The organism is Streptomyces sp. SAI-170 (assembly GCF_049739565.1).
In the GTDB taxonomy this organism is placed as follows: domain Bacteria; phylum Actinomycetota; class Actinomycetes; order Streptomycetales; family Streptomycetaceae; genus Streptomyces.
The window spans coordinates 2,346,251-2,367,914 of record NZ_JBMGQD010000001.1; the positions used below are offsets into that span (position 1 = coordinate 2,346,251).

Annotated in this window: 17 protein-coding genes; 4 read left to right on the forward strand and 13 right to left on the reverse strand. The window is 71.1% G+C overall.

Features of this window, described 5'->3' with window-relative positions; genetic code table 11:
- Positions 1-58 precede the first annotated feature (58 nt).
- Positions 59-616: a transcriptional regulator NrdR gene (nrdR, locus tag RKD23_RS10325; protein WP_404033525.1), complete on the reverse strand. Its 558-nt coding sequence runs from the start codon at positions 614-616 to the stop codon at positions 59-61.
- Between the two features lie 598 nt (positions 617-1,214).
- Here nrdR and lexA point away from each other — a divergent pair.
- On the forward strand, positions 1,215-1,994 hold the full coding sequence (gene lexA, locus RKD23_RS10330) for a transcriptional repressor LexA (protein WP_404033527.1): 780 nt from the start codon (positions 1,215-1,217) through the stop codon (positions 1,992-1,994).
- 166 nt (positions 1,995-2,160) lie between these two features.
- Here lexA and RKD23_RS10335 read toward each other — a convergent pair whose 3' ends face one another.
- The 4 genes from RKD23_RS10335 to RKD23_RS10350 all read right to left on the reverse strand — a co-directional run bounded on the left by RKD23_RS10335 (position 2,161) and on the right by RKD23_RS10350 (position 9,126).
- Entirely contained in the window at positions 2,161-4,137 is a 1,977-nt protein-coding gene (locus tag RKD23_RS10335) for an ATP-dependent DNA helicase (RefSeq protein WP_424853424.1), read from the reverse strand.
- A gap of 527 nt (positions 4,138-4,664) precedes the next feature.
- Positions 4,665-5,531 (reverse strand): GNAT family N-acetyltransferase, encoded by an 867-nt coding sequence (locus tag RKD23_RS10340; RefSeq protein ID WP_424853425.1) that lies wholly within the window; start codon positions 5,529-5,531, stop codon positions 4,665-4,667.
- Positions 5,532-5,614: 83 nt separating this feature from the next.
- Positions 5,615-7,693, reverse strand: coding sequence for an IucA/IucC family protein (locus RKD23_RS10345; protein ID WP_424853426.1), 2,079 nt, complete (start codon positions 7,691-7,693; stop codon positions 5,615-5,617).
- A gap of 80 nt (positions 7,694-7,773) precedes the next feature.
- Positions 7,774-9,126: an aminotransferase class III-fold pyridoxal phosphate-dependent enzyme gene (locus RKD23_RS10350; RefSeq protein ID WP_424853427.1), complete on the reverse strand. Its 1,353-nt coding sequence runs from the start codon at positions 9,124-9,126 to the stop codon at positions 7,774-7,776.
- 743 nt (positions 9,127-9,869) lie between these two features.
- Between RKD23_RS10350 and RKD23_RS10355 the strand changes: the two genes are divergently transcribed.
- Positions 9,870-11,093: a trypsin-like serine peptidase gene (locus tag RKD23_RS10355; protein WP_424853428.1), complete on the forward strand. Its 1,224-nt coding sequence runs from the start codon at positions 9,870-9,872 to the stop codon at positions 11,091-11,093.
- Between the two features lie 112 nt (positions 11,094-11,205).
- Here the strand turns inward: RKD23_RS10355 and hflX are convergent, their stop codons facing one another.
- The 6 genes from hflX to miaA form a co-directional block, all read right to left on the reverse strand.
- Positions 11,206-12,699 carry a GTPase HflX gene (gene hflX / locus RKD23_RS10360; protein ID WP_404033537.1) on the reverse strand — a complete coding sequence of 498 codons (1,494 nt, stop codon included), beginning with the start codon at positions 12,697-12,699 and terminating at the stop codon, positions 11,206-11,208.
- Positions 12,700-12,972: 273 nt separating this feature from the next.
- Complete coding sequence (locus RKD23_RS10365) at positions 12,973-14,553, reverse strand: M1 family metallopeptidase (RefSeq protein WP_424853429.1); 1,581 nt, start codon at positions 14,551-14,553, stop codon at positions 12,973-12,975.
- A 128-nt stretch (positions 14,554-14,681) separates the two neighbouring features.
- On the reverse strand, positions 14,682-16,958 hold the full coding sequence (locus RKD23_RS10370) for a RelA/SpoT family protein (RefSeq protein ID WP_424853430.1): 2,277 nt from the start codon (positions 16,956-16,958) through the stop codon (positions 14,682-14,684).
- A gap of 231 nt (positions 16,959-17,189) precedes the next feature.
- Complete coding sequence (dapF, locus tag RKD23_RS10375; protein ID WP_424853431.1) at positions 17,190-18,062, reverse strand: diaminopimelate epimerase; 873 nt, start codon at positions 18,060-18,062, stop codon at positions 17,190-17,192.
- Between the two features lie 93 nt (positions 18,063-18,155).
- Positions 18,156-18,659: a hypothetical protein gene (locus tag RKD23_RS10380; protein WP_424858209.1), complete on the reverse strand. Its 504-nt coding sequence runs from the start codon at positions 18,657-18,659 to the stop codon at positions 18,156-18,158.
- Positions 18,660-18,767: 108 nt separating this feature from the next.
- Positions 18,768-19,706, reverse strand: coding sequence for a tRNA (adenosine(37)-N6)-dimethylallyltransferase MiaA (gene miaA, locus RKD23_RS10385; RefSeq protein WP_424853432.1), 939 nt, complete (start codon positions 19,704-19,706; stop codon positions 18,768-18,770).
- A gap of 184 nt (positions 19,707-19,890) precedes the next feature.
- Here miaA and RKD23_RS10390 point away from each other — a divergent pair, with 184 nt between their 5' ends.
- Together RKD23_RS10390 and RKD23_RS10395 are read left to right on the forward strand one after the other, a co-directional pair.
- Positions 19,891-20,214, forward strand: a complete 324-nt coding sequence (locus RKD23_RS10390) for a hypothetical protein (RefSeq protein WP_424853433.1) — start codon at positions 19,891-19,893, stop codon at positions 20,212-20,214.
- A 25-nt stretch (positions 20,215-20,239) separates the two neighbouring features.
- Positions 20,240-20,509, forward strand: coding sequence for an antitoxin (locus RKD23_RS10395; protein ID WP_424853434.1), 270 nt, complete (start codon positions 20,240-20,242; stop codon positions 20,507-20,509).
- 129 nt (positions 20,510-20,638) lie between these two features.
- Here the strand turns inward: RKD23_RS10395 and RKD23_RS10400 are convergent, their stop codons facing one another.
- Positions 20,639-21,355 (reverse strand): class III extradiol dioxygenase subunit B-like domain-containing protein, encoded by a 717-nt coding sequence (locus tag RKD23_RS10400; RefSeq protein WP_424853435.1) that lies wholly within the window; start codon positions 21,353-21,355, stop codon positions 20,639-20,641.
- Positions 21,356-21,390: 35 nt separating this feature from the next.
- A complete protein-coding gene (locus RKD23_RS10405; protein ID WP_424853436.1) occupies positions 21,391-21,660 on the reverse strand; it encodes a hypothetical protein in 270 nt (89 codons plus the stop codon).
- Positions 21,661-21,664: the final 4 nt, after the last annotated feature.

Sequence of the window (21,664 nt, forward strand, 5' to 3'; positions counted from 1 at the left end):
CATCTGGCCGCCGTGGCCCGGCCGGTACGGACTGCCGCGTCCGGATCCGACCCGCCCGTCAGTCGGCGGCACCCGCGGGCTCGGGGACCTGGACGGTCTCCCCGCTCCCGCGTTCGTCTTCCTGGCTCCCCGCGCCGGCGCTCTCGCGGTCCTCTTCGTCCGCGACGGGGCAGGTCGTCTGCCGCAGCTCCGCAATGGCCGCCTCGAAGTCGTCGAGCGAGTCGAAGGCCCGGTAGACCGAGGCGAACCGCAGATAGGCGACGAGGTCGAGCTCCTGCAGCGGACCGAGTATGGCCAGCCCCACGTCATGGGTGGTCAGCTCGGCGCTTCCGGTGGCCCGCACCGCCTCCTCGACCCGCTGGCCGAGCTGAGCGAGCGCGTCCTCCGTGACAGGTCGCCCCTGGCACGCCTTGCGCACGCCGTTGATGACCTTCGTACGGCTGAAGGGCTCGGTGACTCCGGACCGCTTCACCACCATGAGCGAGCACGTCTCCACGGTCGTGAAACGACGGGAGCAGTCAGGGCACTGGCGGCGCCTGCGGATCGACGTGCCGTCGTCGGTCGTACGGCTGTCGACGACCCGGCTGTCGGGGTGCCTGCAGAAGGGGCAGTGCATGAACTCCCAACCCTCCTCACAGCAGACTCAATAGCCTCAGGAGCCTCTTGGGCCCCTCGAAGCAGCCACAAGCATAGGCGATGCCGGAGGGCCTGAAGACCCGGGGGAACACAACTTGTGGGCTGCTGCTGCAATCCAACCACTAGATGTGGGGATTGGCGCATACATGCACGCGGGGCCGCGTGTCGCAGCCTCCCACAGCACACGAACACCCTTGCCTCGCCCGGGAACCCCGCGCCCGAGGGCCCGCGCGGCACGCCCGGGACGCCGGGAATGGCGCCCTCGGACCCGGGAAGGCGGCCGGCAGGGATAGCGTGGGCGCCGCAGGGAGGAGATGTAAGACTCCCGCGCAGGGCGAGGGCCGGTGCCCGATCACCGGAGCGACGGATGGCAGACTGGGGCAACACCCGCGCGGCGGACCCAGCGGTGAAGAGTACAGCAATGCACCCTTTTGCCCGCTAGACGGCACGTCAGCCATACACCCGGACACATGATCACGTCAGGCGAAACGCGTTTTTTCACTCGAACGTGTGTTTGGCGCAACCTTTCGAAAGCAACTACCGTTGTCCGGGCAGGGAGACAATCGAGAGGGGCCGACGTGACCACCACCACAGACAGCGCCACCATCACCGCCCAGGACCGCTCCCAGGGCCGACTCGAGCCGGTGCATGCGATGAACGAATCCGTGAATCCCGAGGGGCACAAGCGCTCCTTGCCGGGGCGACCTCCAGGTATCAGGGCGGACAGCTCCGGTCTGACCGACCGGCAGCGCCGGGTGATCGAGGTCATCAGGGATTCGGTGCAGCGCCGCGGCTACCCGCCGTCGATGCGCGAGATCGGCCAGGCGGTCGGCCTGTCCAGCACGTCCTCGGTCGCACACCAGCTCATGGCGCTGGAGCGCAAGGGCTTCCTGCGCCGCGACCCGCACCGCCCGCGCGCGTACGAGGTGCGCGGCTCGGACCAGGCCGCCACCGTGCAGCCCACGGACACCGCGGGCAAGCCCGCCGCGTCGTACGTGCCGCTGGTCGGCCGGATCGCCGCCGGTGGGCCGATCCTCGCCGAGGAGTCGGTGGAGGACGTCTTCCCGCTGCCGCGGCAGCTCGTCGGTGACGGCGAGCTGTTCGTCCTGAAGGTCGTCGGCGACTCCATGATCGAGGCCGCGATCTGCGACGGCGACTGGGTCACGGTCCGCCGCCAGCCCGTCGCCGAGAACGGCGACATCGTCGCCGCCATGCTCGACGGCGAGGCCACCGTCAAGCGCTTCAAGCGCGAGGACGGCCATGTCTGGCTCCTCCCGCACAACTCGGCCTACGAGCCCATCCCCGGCGACGACGCGACCATCCTCGGCAAGGTCGTGGCCGTACTCCGCCGCGTCTGACCCTCCCGCCGGCGGGACCGCCGACCACCCGCCTCCCTGACCGGGCCCCGGAACCCCTGCGCCGGTTCCGGGGCCCTGTGCTGTCCGGGCCCTGTCCAGGCCCGTTGACCGGCGCGTTTCGATCGGTGGGTGGCCTGTCCCGGCGCCGGGACAGGCCACCCACCGATCACTTCTCCTCCGCCTGCTTCGCCACGGCGTCGATCGCCGCCAGCGACTTCCGCACCTGGTTACGGTCCGTGGTGTACCAGAAGTCGGGCAGCGACGCCTTCAGATAGCTGCCGTAGCGGGCCGTGGCCAGCCGCTGATCGAGTACGGCGACCACGCCACGGTCGCCCGTCGCCCGCACGAGACGACCGGCTCCCTGAGCCATGAGCAGGGCAGCATGGGTCGCTGCGACCGCCATGAAGCCGTTGCCCCCCGCGTCCTCCACCGCCTTCTGGCGGGCGCTCATCAGCGGGTCGTCCGGGCGCGGGAACGGGATCTTGTCCATCACCACCAGCTGACAGCTGGGGCCGGGGACATCGACGCCCTGCCACAGGGACAGCGTGCCGAACAGACACGTCTTCGGGTCGGCCGCGAAGTTCTTGATCAGCTCACCCAGGGTCTCCTCGCCCTGGAGCAGGATCGGGAACTCAGGGATGCGCGCGCGCAGCTCCTCCGCCGCGAGCTGGGCGGCCCGCATGGAGGAGAACAGGCCCAGGGTGCGCCCGCCGGCCGCCTGGATGAGCTCCGTCAGCTCGTCGAGCATGTCCGTGCGCTCGCCGTCCCGCGCAGGACGCGACAGATGCTTGGCGACGTACAGGATGCCCTGCTTGGGGTAGTCGAACGGCGACCCCACGTCGACGCCCTTCCACTGCGGGAAATCATCGCCCTCGGTGCCCTCTGGGGCGAGCCCCAGGGACGCCCCTACGCCGTTGAAGTCGCCGCCCAGCTTGAGCGTGGCGGACGTGAGGACCACCGAGCGGTCCGCGAACAGCTTCTCGCGCAGCAGGCCCGAGACGGACATCGGCGCCACGCGCAGGGAGGCGCCGAAGCGGTCGTGCCGCTCATACCAGACAACGTCCCACTCCGAGCCGTTCGTGATCCGCTCGGCAACGTCGTGCACCGACTCCACGGACGCCAGAGCCTGCTTGCGGACCGCGTCCTCGTCCTGAACGGACTTGTCGCGGGTCGCGCCGATTCCGGAGATGACCGTGCGGCAGGCGTCCCGCAGCGCCATCAGCGCGTAGCCAAGGTCCTCGGGGATCTCCTCCAGGCGGCCGGGCAGGGCCAGCTCCATCAGGCGCTCGAAGCCCTCGGCGGCCGTCTGGAGCTGGTCGGCGGCCTTCTCGTTGACCAGCTTCGCGGCGCGCCGCACCGCGCGGTTGACCTGGCCGGGGGTCAGCTCACCCGTCGCGACGCCGGTGACGCGCGAAACCAGCTCGTGCGCCTCGTCCACGATCAGCACCTCGTGCTGGGGCAGGACCGGGGCGCCCTCGATGGCGTCGATGGCCAGCAGGGCGTGGTTGGTGACGACGACCTCCGCCAGCTTGGCCCGCTCACGCGCCGTCTCCGCGAAGCACTCGGCGCCGTACGCGCATTTCGTGGCACCGAGGCACTCGCGCGAGGAGACCGACACCTGGGACCAGGCCCGGTCCGACACGCCCGGCGTCAGATCGTCCCGGTCGCCGGACTCGGTCTCGTCCGCCCAGTCACGCAGCCGCAGCAGGTCCTGGCCCAGCTTGCTGGTGGGTGCGGCGGCCTCGAACTGGTCGAAGAGGCCCTCCTCCTCGTCCTGCGGCACGCCCTCGTGGAGGCGGTGCAGGCACAGATAGTTCGACCGGCCCTTCAGCATTGCGAACTCCGGCCGACGGCGCAGCAGCGGGTGCAGCGCGTCGACCGTGCGCGGGAGGTCCCGCTCCACGAGCTGGCGCTGCAGGGCCAGCGTCGCCGTCGCGACGACGACTCTCTCTCCGTGCGCGAGCGCGGGCACGAGGTAGCCCAGCGACTTTCCGGTGCCGGTGCCGGCCTGGACGAGCAGATGCGCGCCGTCGTCGATCGCTTCCGCGACGGCTTCGGCCATGGCCACCTGGCCGGGGCGCTCCGTGCCGCCGACAGCGGAGACGGCGGCATGCAGGAGTTCGGGGAGTGAGGGCTTCGTCATAGCGCGACCACCCTACGGCTCGGCACTGACAAACGGGTGATCGTGGGTGATGCGAGGGGTGGGATCAAGGCTGTGGGTCTCTTGTGGGTGAGGGGGTGGGGGTGTGGTGTACGGAGGCAGCGAGCGGTGGGCTGGTGTTGAGCAGGGATGGTGGGTGGAGGTGGAGGCGGGGGGTGCGACTGGTGAGGGTGGCCGGTGAGGACAGGGGGCGAGCGCGGCAGCCCTGGCTGGGGTGCTGGTGCTTGTGTGCGGAGGCATTGAAGGGTGCTGGTGAGGGGGCGGGCAGGTGCTACTCGTCCAGCGCTGGGGAGCGGCGACCTCGTGTAGTGCTGGTGAGCGGCTGAGTTCCTGCGGTGCTGGTGCGAGCAGCTCGCCTTGCGGCGCCGATGACGAATGACAGACACCCGCGCCGCCCCCGTGCCCCCCCGTCGCACGCCGCGGATGGAAGGGGCGGAAATCGTCGTTGATGAATGGGAACCGCAACACCGCGAGCGGTGTACCAAAAGTGACGACGCTGTGGCGCAGGGCTACAGCAGATGACGCAGGGACCGGTCGCGGACCATCAGGGCGGCTCGCTTCCCGGGAAGGTCGACCTCGGCCGCGAACCGGAAGCCTGCGGTGAGGAAAGCGGAGACGGAGGGGGTGTTGCGAAGGTCAGGTTCCGCTACGACACGTGCGCAGGCGGGCCGGCTGTCCAGGACGAGGTCGGCGACGGATCTCAGGAGCGTGCTGCCGAGCCCGCGGCCGCGGTCGGCGACACCGCCGATGAGCACGTGAACTCCAGTGTCATGAGGTCGGGCCGGGTAGTGGCGAGCCAGCGGGTCGAGGTCTGCCCGGTAGATCTCCCAGTAGCTCATGGGGCTGCCGTTCAGCAGGCCGAGACAGGGAACGCTGCGCCCGTCGCCGGTGAGCTGGCCCCTCAGGTGTTCCTCGGCCACCTGAGGGGGGCCGGACAGCTCCCAGAAGGCCGCGACGGCGGGGTCGTTCATCCAGCGCACGATGAGCGGCAGGTCACGGTCGAGGCGCACGGGGTTCAGCTGGAACACGCCCGCAGGGGTGACAGCTGGGGCCCATGCACCGACGCCGTCTAGCAGGTCCGGCCGGTCCGCCACCGGCCCGCCGGCGCCCCGTGCCGCGGCCGCCTCGGGAATGCCTGCCGCCCCGGCTCCTCCGGCCTCTTCGGAGAGGCATGCGAGGAAGTCGTCCGGAAGCCGCAGGTCCAGGGTGTCCTCGACGTCCCCGCCCAGGACCTGCTCGGGGCTCTCGGTTGGCTCATCGAGATCGGTGACCTCGTCGAGACCGGTGAGCCCGGTGAGGTCTGTGAGCCCGGTGAGGTCCGTGAGCTCGGTGACGGACGGGTGGCAGGAGTCGGCGCTCGGGTCGGTGGGAGGCACGACGACGCTCCTCTCGGGAGGCGGGCTGAGGCACGTTCCCCAAAAGCGAAGGGAGTAGGTGACGACAGATGACGAAGGGGCCATCAGGAGCGGAGGGGGTTGGCGATGGTGACATAGACCGACTGGGTGTCCACCGGGCCGACGAGTTCGTCGAGACCGTGCAGCCGCGTCAGCAAGTTGGCCTTGCAGCGCAGGTCGGTTGAGTCGAGCAGTCGGGCCGGCAGGGAGGTGCTCAGCCGGGCGGGACCGGTGGCAACGCCCTCGAGGAAGCGGCGGAACGCGGCGAGCAGCAGCCGTTCATCCGCGAGACGCTGGGATCCGAACGCGCCCACGAGACCGAGCACATTGTTGATGCCGAGGTAGTAGGCGAAGCGCTCGTCGGTGACCTCGTCGGAGACGAAGGTGTCGCTGTGCTTGCCGATGCCGGGAAGCTGGGCTTCGAGGTCGTCGCGTCGGGAGGCGCGGAAGTAGTAGCCCTGGTTGTCGCGGTAACGCCCGCCGCTGGGCCAGCCGTCGGCGTCCAGCAGGAGCAGCGTGTTCTGCTGGTGTGCCTCCAGGGCGATGCCCGCCTCCGCGTCCAGCCACAGCACCGGACGGACGACGTGTTCGAGGTAGCGCAGGAACCACTCGGCGGCGACCGCGCCTCGCGGCCGGCCGGTTCGGGCAGCGAGCCGTGTGGCCAATGCGGCGAGCCGCGACCGCACCACCGTGCTGCCGGGTCCCCTGCGGCTGCCTGCGGCGCCCGGCTCTGCCCAGGGGCGGGGAGCGACGAGTCCGGCGACGCAGTTCACGTCGTCCGAAGCGGTGAACGGATTGTGCCGGATCACCACGTCCACTCCGGGCACGGGGTGGCCGTCCGGTCCGTCCACGGCGAGCCATGCCGGGTCCCGGATGATGTCGAAGCCGGGGTGGGCGGCGTGCCATCGGCGGGCGAGGCCGCTTCGCAGCAGACGGTGGACTTCCACGCCTCGGTGGAGTTCCTTGCGCAGGTTCTCACGGCGGGAGTTGGTGATCCGCAGGCCCAGCGACAGCTTGAGCATGGCCGGAGCGGCAGTGCGGTGGACGGTGCGCACGGAGGAGGTGGGATACCAGGGAGCACCGTGGGCGCCGAGATCCCTGAGGAGGCCGGCGTCGAACAGGGGCGCGGTCTCAGGACGGTTGCGGATCTCTCGCATCTGCCAGGGGTGCAGGGGCAGCGCGGCGTGGCCGTCGGGCAGTGGCAGCCCTGGGCCGGCGAGACGTGCGGTGAGCTGTGCCGCGGGGACCGGCCGGCCGCGCTCGGTCCAGGCGGAGTCGGTGGCCAGAACGGAAGGAGAGACGGCGATCCAGTGCAGCGGGAAGGAGCCGCGCAACTCGGGTGAGTAGAAGCGCCCTTCAGTCTCGGTGAGTCCTTCGCGGCTCTTCGGGGTGGGGTGCAAAGGGTGACCGAGCACGAGTGCCTGTTCGGCGGCGAGGAAGAGGTCCGGGCCGTCAGTGGGTCGGCTCCGCCGGTCACTGATGAAGGCTGCGGTACGGCGGACGGAATCGGCGACGCGGGCAACCAAGTCGGCTGCTTCGCTGGTGCCAGAGGGGCCAGAGACAGCGGAGGTACCGGACCGGTGGGCTGTGGACGGGTCTGATACGCCGCCGGAGGCCGCCACACTGACTGCCGCAGCCCCACCAGATGCACCGGCCAAAGCAAGCCCGCTCTCCGAGCCCCCTGCGCTCTCCCCCTCCCGCGCGAGAAGTGCGGCGAGTGTGACCGGGTCGATCGTCGGCGCATGCGCGGGGGCGGCGAGGAGGGAAGGTGGGCCGAAGCGGTGCCAGCCGGTCGGCGACCAGTAGCGCACGGGTGCCAGGAGGGTCACGCCGGTGGCGGGGAGGGGGATGCGGAGGATGCCGTCCGACGGAGCGGGGAGGCGGGTCTCACGAACCCAGCAGCGCAGGAGGTTCTCCGTGGCGGCGGCTTGGGCGGCCATGTGGGGGTCGGGGTGGTCAAGGGGCTCGGCGAGGTCGGCGGGTTCGCGGGCCTCGGGTGTTGCGGGCCGCGCATGAGCCGACTCGGCGGTACCGGCGTACTGCCGAGGGACTGTGTGGCCCTGCTCATTGGAACGGGGCTCGGTAGCGCCGGAAACCGGAATCGAGGGAGGGGAGGTGTGATCAGAAGCGGGGGTGGTGTTCAACGCGGTTCCTCAGGGTGATGCCTTGGGTGGGGTGGCACGGCGGTGGCGTGGCACGGCGGTTCCGGCAGGGCTGGGGTGAGTTACCCGGCCCGATGGCCACGGGCCGCTGCCGCCACCGCTTCGGAGAGTCGGTCGATCACGGCATCGGCCTGCTCGTCGCTGATGGTCAGGGGCGGGAGCAGCCGCACGACGTTCGAGTCGGTGCCGCCGAGACCGACGATCAGGCCTCGCTGCAAGCACTCACGCTGGACGCCGGCGGCCAGTTCGGAGGCGGTTGTGCGGAGGGGAACCCGGGTTGGGGCGGAGCTGGGGCCGGGTGCGGGGGTTGCGGCCAGGGCCTCGTCCGACTCCGGTGGGGTGAACTCGATGCCCGTCAGGAGCCCTCTTCCCCGGACATGACCGATGCACGGGAACTCTCGTGACAGTTCCACGAGTTGAAGCAGTACGCGGCGTCCCAAGATGGCTGCCCGTTCGGCGAGGCCGTTCTCGCGGACGTGTCTGAGGGTGGCCGTGCCGGCGGCCATGGCCAGTTGGTTGCCGCGGACCGTGCTCACGGGGGCGTCGGGTGTCAGGTCGGCGTGGTGGACGATCAAGGACAGCGGCAGGCTGCCGCCGATGGCCTTGGACAGGACCATCACATCGGGGGTGACACCACTGTGCTCCACGGCCCAGAAGGCGCCGGTACGACCGACTCCGGTCTCGGTCTCGTCGGCGATCAGCGGGACGGTTCGGTCGGCGGTGAGTCGGCGGACTTCCCTCATCCAGCTGTCGGGGGTGGGGCCGACCCGGTCGTCGTTCCGGACCGCCTCGACGATCACACCTGCCGGATGGACGGACTCGGGCCAGACATTGACGGGTTGGGGGCTGCAGCCAGCGACCTCGACCGCTTCGGCACGCGATTCGCCCTCTCCCTCAACGAGTCCGAGATCCGGCGGGCTGCCGGCAGCGGCCGGTGAACCGCCTTCCGTTCGGGTGGGGCTGAGAGTGATTACTTCTGTGCCGCCGGTCGCGGACCGTACGAGTCGGCGGGCCCCCTCCAGGGCGCTCGTACGGGAAGGGCCGCAGAAGCGTACGCGGGCGTGTGCGGCCAGGTCGGGGGGCAGGGTGCGGAGGAGTTCGGTGACGAAGGCGTCCTCGACGGGGGTGCTCAGGTCAGGGACGTGCAGGGGTGCGCCTGAGTCGAGGACTGTGCGGATGGCTTCGAGTACGACGGGGTGGTTGTGGCCGAGGGCGAGTGTGCCGGCGCCCGAGAGGCAGTCCAGGTAGCGGCGGCCGTCGGCGCCCTCGATGGTCAGTCCGCGTGCCCGGACCGGCACGATCGGCAGTGCGTGCGCATAGGTACGCGCCGCCGATTCGCGCACCGTCCGGCTGCGCGAGGTCTCCTCGGTCACGGTCACTCTTCTCCGTCCTCCCACTGTCAGGAGCCGAGCCATCGCTCGTACTCCCCCGCCCCACAGCAAGGCCTGGTGGCCCGCCCTTGGCGACACCCGGCCCCGACTCCCCCATGCCGGCCGAGCTCGAGCCCAGGTCACCGACGCCCGACGCCTCGACGTCCGGATGCCGGCCTCCCAATGCCGCCACCCGGGCACCTGACGTCCGGCGCCCGACGCCCGACGCCCGGCTCTGGCGCCCGGCACCCGGCACGCGGCACGCGGCACCCGGCACCCGGCACCCGGCACCCGGCACCCGGCACCCATGTGCCGATGCTCGAAACCCGGTCGCCGTTCCCGCCCTCCCCCGACGGCGTTCGAATCGCCCGCCCACCGCTACCAACCCCGCTACCGCGACCGGGTTACGGGTTGACCCGAGATCCCTGCGGTGACGGCACTACAGCGCGTCACCCCGGCCGCGCACACCAGTTGGCGGAGCGCCCATGCACACCTCAGCAAAACCCCGGATGCACCCGATGCACCCCTCAATACGCCCCAACTCCGCCTCCAACCCGCTACTCCCCGAGTCCCAGCACCGCCACCTGTCGAGGCGAGCAGTGCGGCGCCGAGAGGCGTCACCTCGAAGTCCCGCCCAGGTCAGGCCGCTTGTATCCGAACCGTTGCCGTTCCGTCGGAAGTCCCCCACAGCGACCGCATAGTGTGGGGTGCCGTTCCAGGACGCCCCGCCGGTGCGGGGCGTCCTGGCGTGCAGCGCCACGTTCGTCCACAGCAGGGGGAGTCAGCACATGCGTTCCATACGGCCGTCGTTCACCGCTCGCCGAGGGGGGAGCGCACGCCGCGGTCCCGTCCGTGCCGCGGCCGCCGTCGCTCTCGTGTCGGCGCTCACGCTGACTGCCACGGCCTGTGAGACGGGCGACGAGGCGGCGGGCGGCGAGGCATCGGCCAGCGCCGTGGCCGGCGACGACAAGATCAAGATCCCGGACGACATCAAGCAGCGTCTCAAGGAACACGGGATCGACATCGACAAGTGGCGCAACGGCGCCTGGAAGAACTGGAACAAGGACGACTGGCTGCGCGAGGCCGAGGACTTCGTCAACCCGATCATCGAGGACCTGTGGGACCCGGACCGGATGCGGGACGCCGAGGACCCGGACAAGGGTGTCGACGAGAACGACATCTCCGGTGACCAGGGCGTGACCGACCCGGAGCCGGAGCCGGTGGACGCGCAGGCGGTGTCGACGCCGTACCACGAGAGCGTCCCCGTGGCGGGCAAGGTCTTCTTCGACTCCCCCGAGGGCACGATGGTCTGCTCGGCGACGGTCGTGAAGGACCCGGCCCACCCCGGCAAGTCGAACATGGTGTGGACGGCCGGCCACTGTGTCCACGCGGGCAAGAAGGGCGGCTGGTACCGCAACATCGCGTTCGTGCCGTCGTACAACGACTCGGGTCTGTCGGCCGCCGAGCTGGAGAACGCCACGAAGGAGCAGGTCGCTCCGTACGGCGTCTGGTGGGGCGACTGGGTGCAGACGTCCGACCAGTGGATCGAGCAGGGTGGCGCGACCGGCGGTGACGGTGCCAGCTACGACTTCGCGGTGATCCATGTGACGCCGGAGGAGGGCGGCTCGGGCAAGTCCCTGGAGGAGACGGTCGGTTCGGCGCTGCCGGTCGACTTCAACGCGCCCGCCGTGCCGAAGATCGACAGCCTCACCGCCACCGGCTACCCGGCGGCGCCGCCGTTCGACGGCCAGTCGATGCACCAGTGCGAGGACAAGCCCGGTCGGCTGTCGCTGAACGCCTCCGACCCGACGATGTACCGCATCGGCTGCACCATGACCGGAGGTTCCTCCGGCGGCGGCTGGGTCGCCGAGGGCTCGGACGGCAAGCCGGCACTGGTGTCCAACACCTCCATCGGCCCGATCACCGGCGGCTGGCTGGCCGGCCCGCGCCTCGGTGAGGTCGCCGAGGGCGTCTTCAACGAGGTGAGCGAGAAGTACGCCGCCGCGCAGTGACCCCCTGAGCACGCGGAAGGCCCGCCCCCGGTGAGGGGACGGGCCTTCCGTCGTAGTGCCTGGTCGGCTCGGGCGAGCGACCGGCGCGGCTCAGGCCATTGCCTGGCCCGGCTCAGGCGAGCGCGGCCGGAACGTACGGCGTGAGTTCCGCCGCCAGTTCCTCGTGCACGCGCACCTTGAGCAGCGTGCCCTCCGCGGTGTGCTCCTCGGAGATCACCTCGCCCTCGTCGTGCGCACGCGCGACCAGCTTGCCGTGGGTGTACGGCACGAGCGCCTCGATCTCCACCGCGGGCCGCGGCAGCTCGGCGTCGATCAGCGCGAGCAGCTCGGCGATGCCCTGGCCGGTGCGGGCCGAGACGGCGATGGAGCGCTTCTCGTTCCGCATGAGCCGCTGGAGCGTCAGCGGGTCGGCCGCGTCGGCCTTGTTGATCACGACGATCTCGGGTACGTCGGTGGCGCCGACGTCCCTGATCACCTCACGCACGGCCGCCAGCTGCTCCTCCGGGACCGGGTGCGAGCCGTCCACCACGTGCAGGATCAGGTCGGACTCGCCGACCTCCTCCATCGTGGAGCGGAACGCCTCGACCAGGTGGTGGGGCAGATGCCGGACGAAACCGACGGTGTCGGCCAGCGTGTAGAGCCGGCCGCTCGGGGTCTCCGCCCGGCGGACGGTCGGGTCCAGGGTCGCGAACAGGGCGTTCTCGACCAGGACGCCCGCGCCCGTGAGGCGGTTGAGCAGCGAGGACTTGCCGGCGTTGGTGTAGCCCGCGATGGCCACGGACGGCACCTTGTGGCGCTTGCGCTCCTGCCGCTTGATCTCGCGGCCGGTCTTCATGTCCGCGATCTCCCGGCGCATCTTCGCCATCTTCTCGCGGATCCGACGCCGGTCCGTCTCGATCTTGGTCTCACCGGGACCACGGGTGGCGAGGCCGCCGCCCTTGCCGCCGCCCATCTGACGGGACAGCGACTGACCCCAGCCTCGCAGCCTCGGCAGCATGTACTGCATCTGCGCGAGCGCGACCTGCGCCTTGCCCTCTCGGGACTTGGCGTGCTGGGCGAAGATGTCGAGGATCAGGGCCGTACGGTCGATGACCTTGACCTTGACGACGTCTTCGAGGGCGATGAGCTGGCCGGGGCTGAGCTCACCGTCGCAGATGACGGTGTCCGCGCCGGACTCGATGACGATGTCGCGCAGCTCCAGGGCCTTGCCGGAACCGATGAAGGTGGCCGGGTCGGGCTTGTCGCGGCGCTGGTAGACACCGTCGAGGACGTGGGCACCGGCCGTCTCGGCCAGCGCGGCGAGCTCCGCGAGGGAGTTCTCCGCGTCCTGAAGGGTTCCCGAGGTCCAGACGCCGACGAGGACGACCTGCTCCAGGCGAAGCTGTCGGTACTCGACCTCGGTGACGTCCTCGAGCTCGGTGGAGAGGCCCACCACACGGCGCAGGGCCGCGCGCTCGGAGCGGTCGAACTGGTCGCCGTCCCGCTCTCCGTCGATCTCGTGGCTCCAGGCGACGTCCTCTTCCATCAGGGCATCGGCCCGAAGACCCTCGGGGTAGCTGTGCGCGAGGCGCTTGTTGTCCTGGGAAGGGGAAGAAGAGGAGGTCATTGGATCCTTACGTCGATGGGGGTTCTTCACTGGTCACAACGTACGAGTACCCCGGGAGATTCCCGCGGACTCCCCGGAGATTCCGGGACCCGGCGCCGTGTCCGTCCGAAGATGGTCGCACGGGACGCCACGTCTCGTCACGGCGTTATTGCACGGCTGTCTCCGCCTCCGATTCTCAGCCACCACGGCTTCAAGATGCTCGACTGTCCCCCCCCCCGCTTCCGGATTCTCGACTGTTCCCCCGCGCATCCGGCTTCCTGACTGTCCCCGCGCTTACGGATTCCCGATTCCCGACTGTCCCCGCGCTTCCGGATTCCCGACCGTTCCGCCGCCCTTCCGGATTCCCGGCTGTTTCCGGGTCCCGGTGGGCGCCGCGGACTTCCAGTCCGGGTGTCCTGGCATCGGCGGAGTCTTCTCGGCGTACAGCCAGTCCTGGAAGAAGCTGCCGAGATCGCGTCCGGAGATCTCGGAGGCGAGGTCGACGAAGTCGGCCGTGCCGGCCGTGCGGTCCTTGTGGACGGTCACCCAGGTCCGTTCCAGGCGCTCGAAGGCGCTGCGGCCGATCTCCTGGCGCAGCGCGAACAGCACGAGGGCTGCGCCGTCGTAGACGTTCGGCCGGAAGATGCTGATCTTGCTGCCCGGCAGGGGCTCCTTGGGGGCGGCCGGGGGTCCGCCGGAGGCGCGCCAGCGGTCGGAGGCGCCGTACGCGGCCTTCATCCGGGCCTCCAGAGGCCGGTCGGCCGTCTCCTCCGCGTAGAGGGCCTCGTACCAGGTGGCGTGTCCCTCGTTCAGCCACAGGTCGGACCAGGTGCGCGGGGTGACGCTGTCGCCGAACCACTGGTGCGCCAGCTCGTGCACCATGATCGACTCGACGTACCACTTGGGGTAGGCGGGCTCGGTGAACAGGTCCCGCTCGAAGAGGGAGAGAGTCTGGGTCTCCAGCTCGAAGCCGGTCGACGCGTCGGCCATGAGCAGGCCGTACGTCTCGAAGGGATAGCGCCCGACCTTCTCCTCCATCCACGCGATGTGCCCGGGGGTCTTCTCCAGCCACGGTTCGAGCGCCTCGCGGTGCTCGGTGGGGACCACGTCACGCAGAGGCAGATCGTGCGGGCCCGTGCCGTGCAGCACGGTGGAGCGGCCGATGGAGACCTGTGCCAGCTCGGTCGCCATGGGGTGACGGGTGCGGTACGTCCAGGTCGTCGTCCCGCGCGCGCGGTCCACGCCGGTCTGCAGGCCGTTGGCGACGGCCGTGTAGCCGTCAGGCGCGGAGACGCGGATGGTGAACATGGCCTTGTCGGAGGGATGGTCGTTGCACGGGAACACCAGGTGGGCGACGTCGGCCTGGTTCGCCATGGCGAGGCCGTCGGAGGTGCGCACCCAGCCGCCCTCGCGCTTCTCGTCGTAGACGGGGTCGCTGGTGTGCCGCACGGTGATCCGCGTCCAGTCGCCCTCGTCCAGCGGTTCCGCGGGCGTGACCACCAGGTCCTCGCCGGCGGTCGCGAAGTCGGCGGGCTCGCCGTCGACCTCGACCGATTCGACCTCGCCGTGCGCGAAGTCCAGGTTCAGGCGGTCGAGGGACTCCGTGGTCCAGGCGTCGATGGTGGTGACGGCCTGGAGCGGCTTGCGGTTGGAGCCGGTGTAGCTGAAGGACAGGTCGTACGCCGCCACGTCGTACCCGGGATTGCCCAGGTGCGGGAAGAGACGGTCGCCGACACCGAGCGGAGTCGGCGGGGCGCTCGCGGCGACGAGGCAGACGGAGACGGCGGAGGCCAGCAGGGCGGCTTTCAACCGCCGGGCGCGGGAGGCCCCGGCCCGCGAGGGCACAAGGGACGTGGCGCGGGAAGTGAGCAGCATGGACCACCGCTACCAGCGCGCCCGTGCCGCGCCGCGACGACGCGCGCCGGGTCCACCCGAACGGGGTCTCCACGGGAACCCTGAGCAGGCCGCGCAGGCGTGTCAGCCCCTCGGGTCCCTCACGTCACTCACGCCCCCTCGGCCTGCTCGCGGCTCACGTCGTACACCCCCGGCACATTGCGCATCGCCCGCATCAGCGCGGGCAGCCCGGCGGCGTCGGGCAGCGTGAGGGTGTACGTGTGGCGGACCCGCTGCTGGCTCGGCGGTTCGACCGTCGCGGAGACGATCTCGGCGCCTTCGAGCGCCATGGCCTCGGTGAGATCGGCCAGCAGATGGGGGCGGACGAACGATTCGGCGAACAGCGTCACCCGGCATCCGGTGCTGTCCCCCCAGCGCACGGCGACCTCCGCGCGCCCCGCGTCCGTCATACGCGCCACCGCCGGGCACTCCACCCGGTGCACGGTCACCACTCCCCCGCGTACGGCGAACCCGGTGACCTCGTCGGGCGGTACGGGCGTACAGCACCGGGCGAGCCGCACGGCCGCGCCGGGTCTCTCGACGACCACGGCCGCGGCACCGGAGGGCCGTACGCGGGGCCGGGCCACGAGGACATCGGGGGCACCCGGCGCGTCGGCGTCAGGAACGGCTGGGCCTTCCCCCGCGGCGGTGACAGGTCGCCCGCCTTGAGCCCTGTCCGACCCCGGCCGGTACGACCGCTCCGGCGCCGGCACCCGTACGGCGGGGTCGGCGGCAGCCCCGTGCCTCCCGGTGAGGGGCGTCTCCGGCTCGGCGGCCGTCGGGTGGGTGGCGATCCAGCGCTGGATGGCGATCCGGGCGGCGGGTGTGTGGGCGTGGTCCAGCCACTCCCTGGACGGCTCGGAGGCGGGGTCCTGGCCCATGAGGAGCTGCACGGTGTCCCCGTCGCGCAGGACGGTGCTCAGTGTGGCCAGGCGCCCGTTGACGCGTGCGCCGATGCATGCGTGCGCGTCCTCGCCGTACTGCGCGTAGGCCGCGTCCACACAGGTCGCTCCCTCGGGCAGGCCGAGGGTGCCGCCGTCGGGGCGGAAGACGGTGATCTCACGGTCCTGGGCGAGGTCCTCGCGCAGCGTGGACCAGAAGGTGTCGGGGTCGGGGGCGGCCTCCTGCCAGTCCAGCAGGCGGGAGAGCCAGCCGGGGCGGGTCGGGTCGGCGCGCTCGCCCTCGGCGGGGTCGTCGGAGGCGGGCGCGTACGGATTGCCCAGCGCGACGACTCCGGCCTCGGCGACCTTGTGCATCTGGTGCGTGCGGATGAGGACTTCGGCGACCTGACCGTCGGAGCGGGCCACAGCCGTGTGCAGGGACTGGTAGAGGTTGAACTTCGGTACGGCGATGAAGTCCTTGAACTCCGAGACCATGGGCGTCATACAGGTGTGCAGTTCACCCAGGACGCCGTAGCAGTCGGCGTCCTCGTTCACCAGCACCAGGAGCCGTCCGAAGTCGGCGCCGCGCAGCTGACCCCGTTTGCGGGCGACGCGGTGGACCGAGACGAAGTGGCGGGGCCGGATGAGGACTTCGGCGGTGATGTCGGCCTCGCGCAGCACGGTGCGCATCTCTTCGGCGATCTCGGCCAGAGGGTCGTCCGCGCGGGCGGTGTTCTCGACGATCAGCTCGCGCGTGTGCTCGTACTCCTCGGGATGCAGGATCGCGAAGACCAGGTCCTCCAGCTCGGTCTTGAGCGCCTGTACGCCGAGGCGTTCGGCGAGCGGGATCAGCACGTCGCGGGTGACCTTGGCGATGCGCGCCTGTTTCTCGGGGCGCATCACGCCGAGGGTGCGCATGTTGTGCAGCCGGTCGGCGAGTTTGATCGACATGACGCGGACGTCGTTGCCGGTGGCGACGAGCATCTTGCGGAAGGTCTCCGGCTCGGCGGCGGCACCGTAGTCGACCTTCTCCAACTTGGTGACGCCGTCGACGAGATAGCGCACCTCCTCGCCGAACTCCGTGCCGACCTGATCGAGCGTCACATCGGTGTCCTCGACGGTGTCGTGCAGCAGGGAGGCGGTCAACGTCGTGGTCTCCGCGCCGAGTTCGGCGAGGATCAGGGTGACCGCGAGGGGGTGGGTGATGTACGGCTCGCCGCTCTTGCGCATCTGGCCGCGGTGCGAGGACTCGGCGAGGACGTAGGCGCGGCGCAGCGGCTCGATGTCGGCGTCGGGGTGGTGGGCGCGGTGCGCGTCGACGACATGGCTGATCGCGTCGGGCAGCCGGTCGCGGCCGGTGGGGCCGAGCAGCGCGGCGCGGCCCAGGCGACGCAGGTCGATCCGGGGGCGGGCCCTCTTCCGGGGCGCCGACGGGGTCGTCGGCAGCCCCGTCAGGGCTCCGGTCACCGGGCCTGGGGTCGCAGGATTCGTGGCCTCCGCACTCATGGGCACCTCCGGCTGCGTGGACCGGCGGACGGGGTGCCTCGCGGCGGACACGGCTCAGCGAAAGGGTGACCGTCCCCGTCCGGGCCGGTGCTTGATGCTACCGAGCCCATCACGCCCGGCTGACCGCCTCTCGCCGAGCGTGAAACGGATCACCCATTCGAGCGAAGCGAACGAGGTTTACGGTTTGAGGCTCGGGAGAGGTGAGCCGACTTCGAAACCGGCCACACGCGCTCAGCGTGCGACGGCGGCCGCCAGCCACTCGGCGTCGATCTCGCCCTCGGCGACGATCACCGCGGGGCCGGTCATCTCGACGGAGCCGTCGGGGTGCTCGGTGATGACCAGGCGGCCGCCGGGGAGGTCCACGGTGTAGGTCACGGGCGTGCCGGTGACGGCCGGGTCGGTGCCGTCGCGGCGGGCCGTGGCGACGGCGACCGCGCACGCGCCCGTGCCGCAGGAGCGGGTCTCACCGGAGCCGCGCTCGTGCACGCGCATCGCCACATGCCGAGGCCCGCGGTCGACGACGAACTCGACGTTCACCCCGTCCGGGTAGGCGGAGGCCGGCTCGAAGGGCGGCGGTGCGTACAGGTGCCCCGCGTGGGCGAGGTCGTCGACGAAGGCGACCGCGTGCGGGTTGCCCATGTTCACGTTCCGCGCGGGCCAGCTGCGCTCGCCGACGCTCACCGTGACGTCCCCTTCGGGGAGGCGCGCCCTGCCCATGCCGACGGTGATGTCTCCGTCCTTGGCGATGTGCACGGTCTTCACGCCCCCGCGCGTGGCGACCGCGAGGTCCCCTTCGGCGACGTGTCCGGCGCGCTGGAGGTAGCGGGCGAACACCCGCACGCCATTGCCGCACATCTCGGCGACCGAGCCGTCGCCGTTGCGGTAGTCCATGAACCACTCGGCCTCGTCGGCCATCGCCCGCGACTCGGGGTGCGCGGCGGAGCGCACCACGTGCAGCAGTCCGTCACCGCCGATGCCCGCGCGGCGGTCGCACAGGGCGGCCACGGCGGCCGGGGTGAGGTCGATGGCGTTCTCGGGGTCCGGGACGATCACGAAGTCGTTCTCGGTCCCGTGCCCCTTGAGGAAGGCGATCCGCGTGCTCATTCCTCGATCGTACGGGGTGGGTACGACACCGGGGCGGGGCGTATCACCTGGTGACCGGCGTCGGCTGGGGCCCGCGTCATCTGGTGACCGGTGTCAGCGCAGCCGCGCGACCCGCCACACCGCCAGCACCACCACGGAGAGGACCACGACGACGTAGGCGAGCACGACCCGCCAGTCGGCCCGCCGGCCGGAGCCGCGCTGCGGCAGGCCCGGCCAGATGTAGCCGACGCGGCGGGCGGCCATCATGCCCCAGCCCGCGGCACAGGAGGAGATCAGCAGTCCCAGCATGGCGATCACGGCGCCGCTGTCGCCGAAGTCGAAGGCCAGCGGGAAGGCGAACATCAGGGAGCCGAGGGCGGCCAGACCGACGATGGGCGCGAGCTGCCAGATCCGCAGGCGCCGCTGGGGGCGCAGCTCGACCTCGACCTCGGGCCCGCTCGCGAACATCTCCTCGGGCTCGGGGCCGTCGTCGGTCACACCGTCGGGCGTCTCGTCGGGCCCGTCGGAGTTGAGACGCTGCTCCTCGGGCTCCGTCCCGGCGCTGTCGGCGGTGACGGATTCGGTGTCTTGTGCGGTGTCGCGAGGGCCGGCCTCCATCGCCACGCGCCCTCCCAACTCGGACTCCACTTGGTCGATCGAAGCTCGATGATGGCACGGCGCCGGAGGCCCCGATGACGGCCGGAGCGTCCCGATGCCATGACGTGATCAGGCTGTAACCGGTCGTTCGACCAACGCCAGTGCCCGGTGCGGAAGTTCTGTGAGATCCGCCGCAGCCCCACTGAGCCAATGCACCCGCGGGTCCCGCCTGAACCATGAATCCTGACGGCGCGCGAAGCGCTTGGTGGCACGGACCGTCTCGGCGCGCGCCTCCTCCAGCGTGCACTCGCCCGCGAGAGACGCGAGAACCTGCTGGTAGCCGAGTGCACGCGAGGCCGTACGCCCCTCGCGCAACCCCTGCGCCTCCAGCGCGCGCACCTCCTCCACGAGCCCCGCCTCCCACATCCGGTCCACCCGGCGTGCGATGCGCTCGTCCAGCTCGGGGCGCGCCACATCGACGCCGATCTGGACGGTGTCGTAGACGGAGTCATGGCCGGGGAGGTTGGCGGTGAACGGGCGGCCGGTGATCTCGATCACCTCGAGCGCGCGGACGATACGGCGTCCGTTGCTGGGCAGGATCGCCCGCGCGGCCTCCGGATCGGCGGCGGCGAGGCGGGCGTGCAGCGCCCCGGAGCCGCGCAGGGCGAGTTCCTCCTCCAGCCGGGCCCTGACCTCGGGGTCGGTGCCGGGGAACTCCAGGTGGTCGACGGCGCCACGGACGTAGAGCCCGGAGCCGCCGACCAGGATCGGCCAGCGGCCCTCGGCGAGGAGCGTGTCGATGCGTTCGCGCGCCAGCCGCTGGTACTCGGCGACGGACGCCGTGACGGTGACGTCCCAGATGTCGAGGAGGTGGTGCGGGACGCCGCCGCGCTCCTCGGGCGTCAGCTTGGCGGTACCGATGTCCATCCCTCGGTACAGCTGCATGGAGTCGGCGTTGACGACCTCGCCGCCGAGCTGCTGGGCGAGAAAGACGCCCAGATCTGATTTTCCGGCCGCGGTGGGTCCGACGACGGCGATGACTCGGGGGGCGGGGGCTGCGCTGCTCACCGCACCAGTCTCGCAAACCTCGCGTGGTGACCCCGAACGAGTTACGTGACGGTGGCCTTGCGGCGTCGTTGCCCGATGCGAGGTTCTCGCCGCCCGTTTCCCGAAAGGCGGTGACCCGGGCGACGCAAACGGACGCTCCGGGTAACGCGGGATTTCCCCCGCACGAGTAACGTATGGAGTTGATATGGGCGTTTTTGCGCGACTTCTCCGCAGGTCCAAGACCACGGAGGAGGCGTCGACCGTCGAGGCCCAGGCCGCCGCACCGGCGACCGGGGCCGACGCGGACGAGGCGGAGGAAGCTTCCGGGGCTACGAAGACGTCGGAGACGACGACGGTGACGCCGACTGCGACGGAGCCGGCCGAGGCCACGGCCGACGCCGGGGCGGCGACGAAGGCGTCGGCGCCAGCAACCGGCACGGACAGCGCCGACGACGGCGTCGGGATCCCCAAGCAGCAGTCCGCCGACGAGGCGGCCGACAACGAGGCCGGCGAGGGCGCCCGCACATAACCCGCGCCGCGACGGAAGGTGGACCATGGGTCTTCTGGACAACTTGAAGGGCAAGCTCTCCCCGGCGAAGGAAAAGGTCTCGGGCCTCGCGCAGCAGCACGGGGACAAGATCCAGCACGGTCTGGACAAGGCGGCGAAGGTCGTCGACGAGAAGACCAAGGGCAAGTACAGCGACAGGATCCAGTCGGGCACGGGCAGGGCCAAGGAGGCCATGGACCGACTCGCGCACAAGGACGACACCGGGGCCGCCGACCGCCCCGCCACCCCGCCGGACTCTCCGCCGCCGGCGACCTGACCGACGCACCGACCGGCGGACGGCCGCGGAGCAGCGCCTCCCGGCCGTCCGCCGTTCTGCTGTACCTCTACTTGCCGTACTGCCACTTGCTGTATCGCTATGCGGGCAGCTCCGCGTGCGACACCGCCCCTACGACCAGGTCGCGACCAGGTACCCCACGCCGTACGGCGCGTCCTCGTACAGCAGGGTGCCCGACAGGTCGGCGCCCTCGGCGGCGCCGGCCAGGACCTGCCAGGGGGCCCGGCCGGACACCTTCAGCTCATGGGCCAGGCCGGCGTCCAGCTCCTTGAGGGCCGCGAGGTCCGCCGACCCCAGTGCCCGTGCGACCTGCGCGTCGAACGGCTCGGCCCGCTCGTCGAGGTAGCCGGGCGCCTTGACCGTACGGCACGCGCTGGCGTCGCCCATCACCAGCAGTGCCACCCGCTCGGCCCGGGCGGCGATGTCGCTTCCGACTTGAATACACCGCTCGGCCGTCAGAGGTTCCCCCACCGTGAGTCCCTCGATCGGGGCATCCGCCCATCCGGCCCGCTCCAGCAGCCACCCGGCGACGGCCAGCGACGGCGGAAGCGTGCCGGCGGCCGCCCCGCCCTCGGCCGCGGGCCCCAGGGTCACCTCGCGATCGACGCCGAACCCGCTGAAGGAGCCCGGTGTGCCCTGCGCGTACCGCACCGGCCCGGTCTCGTCGGCCGGTGCGACGACGACGAGCAGGTCGGGCCGGGCCGCGGCGAGCAGCCCCAGGGCGTCCGCGCATGCGGTGCGCGCGGCGTCCAATTCGGGGGCGGCACCCGCGGCGACCTCGGGGACCAGCAGCGGAGGACAGGGGCAGACGGCGGCGGCGACAAGCATGATCGGCAGCGTAACGCCCCAGGGCGCCCAGGGCGTCACTCCTCGATCAGCACGTCGGTGAGGTCGATGACGGTGAGGACGAGCACCACCAGCTTGCCGTCGCTGATCACGTACTCGACGAAGAGGTTGCGGGACAGCGCGATCTCGCGGGTGGCCTCGTCGCCGCGTACGGAGCGGGAGAGCTTGTGCCGCGGGTCGTTCACCAATATGGCCAGGCCGCGCTCCAGCACCTCACGCCGCTTGGCGGACAGGCTGTCGCGGACCTGGGCGGCCTCTTCGGTGTACGTGACCCTGAACGGCAGCACGCGA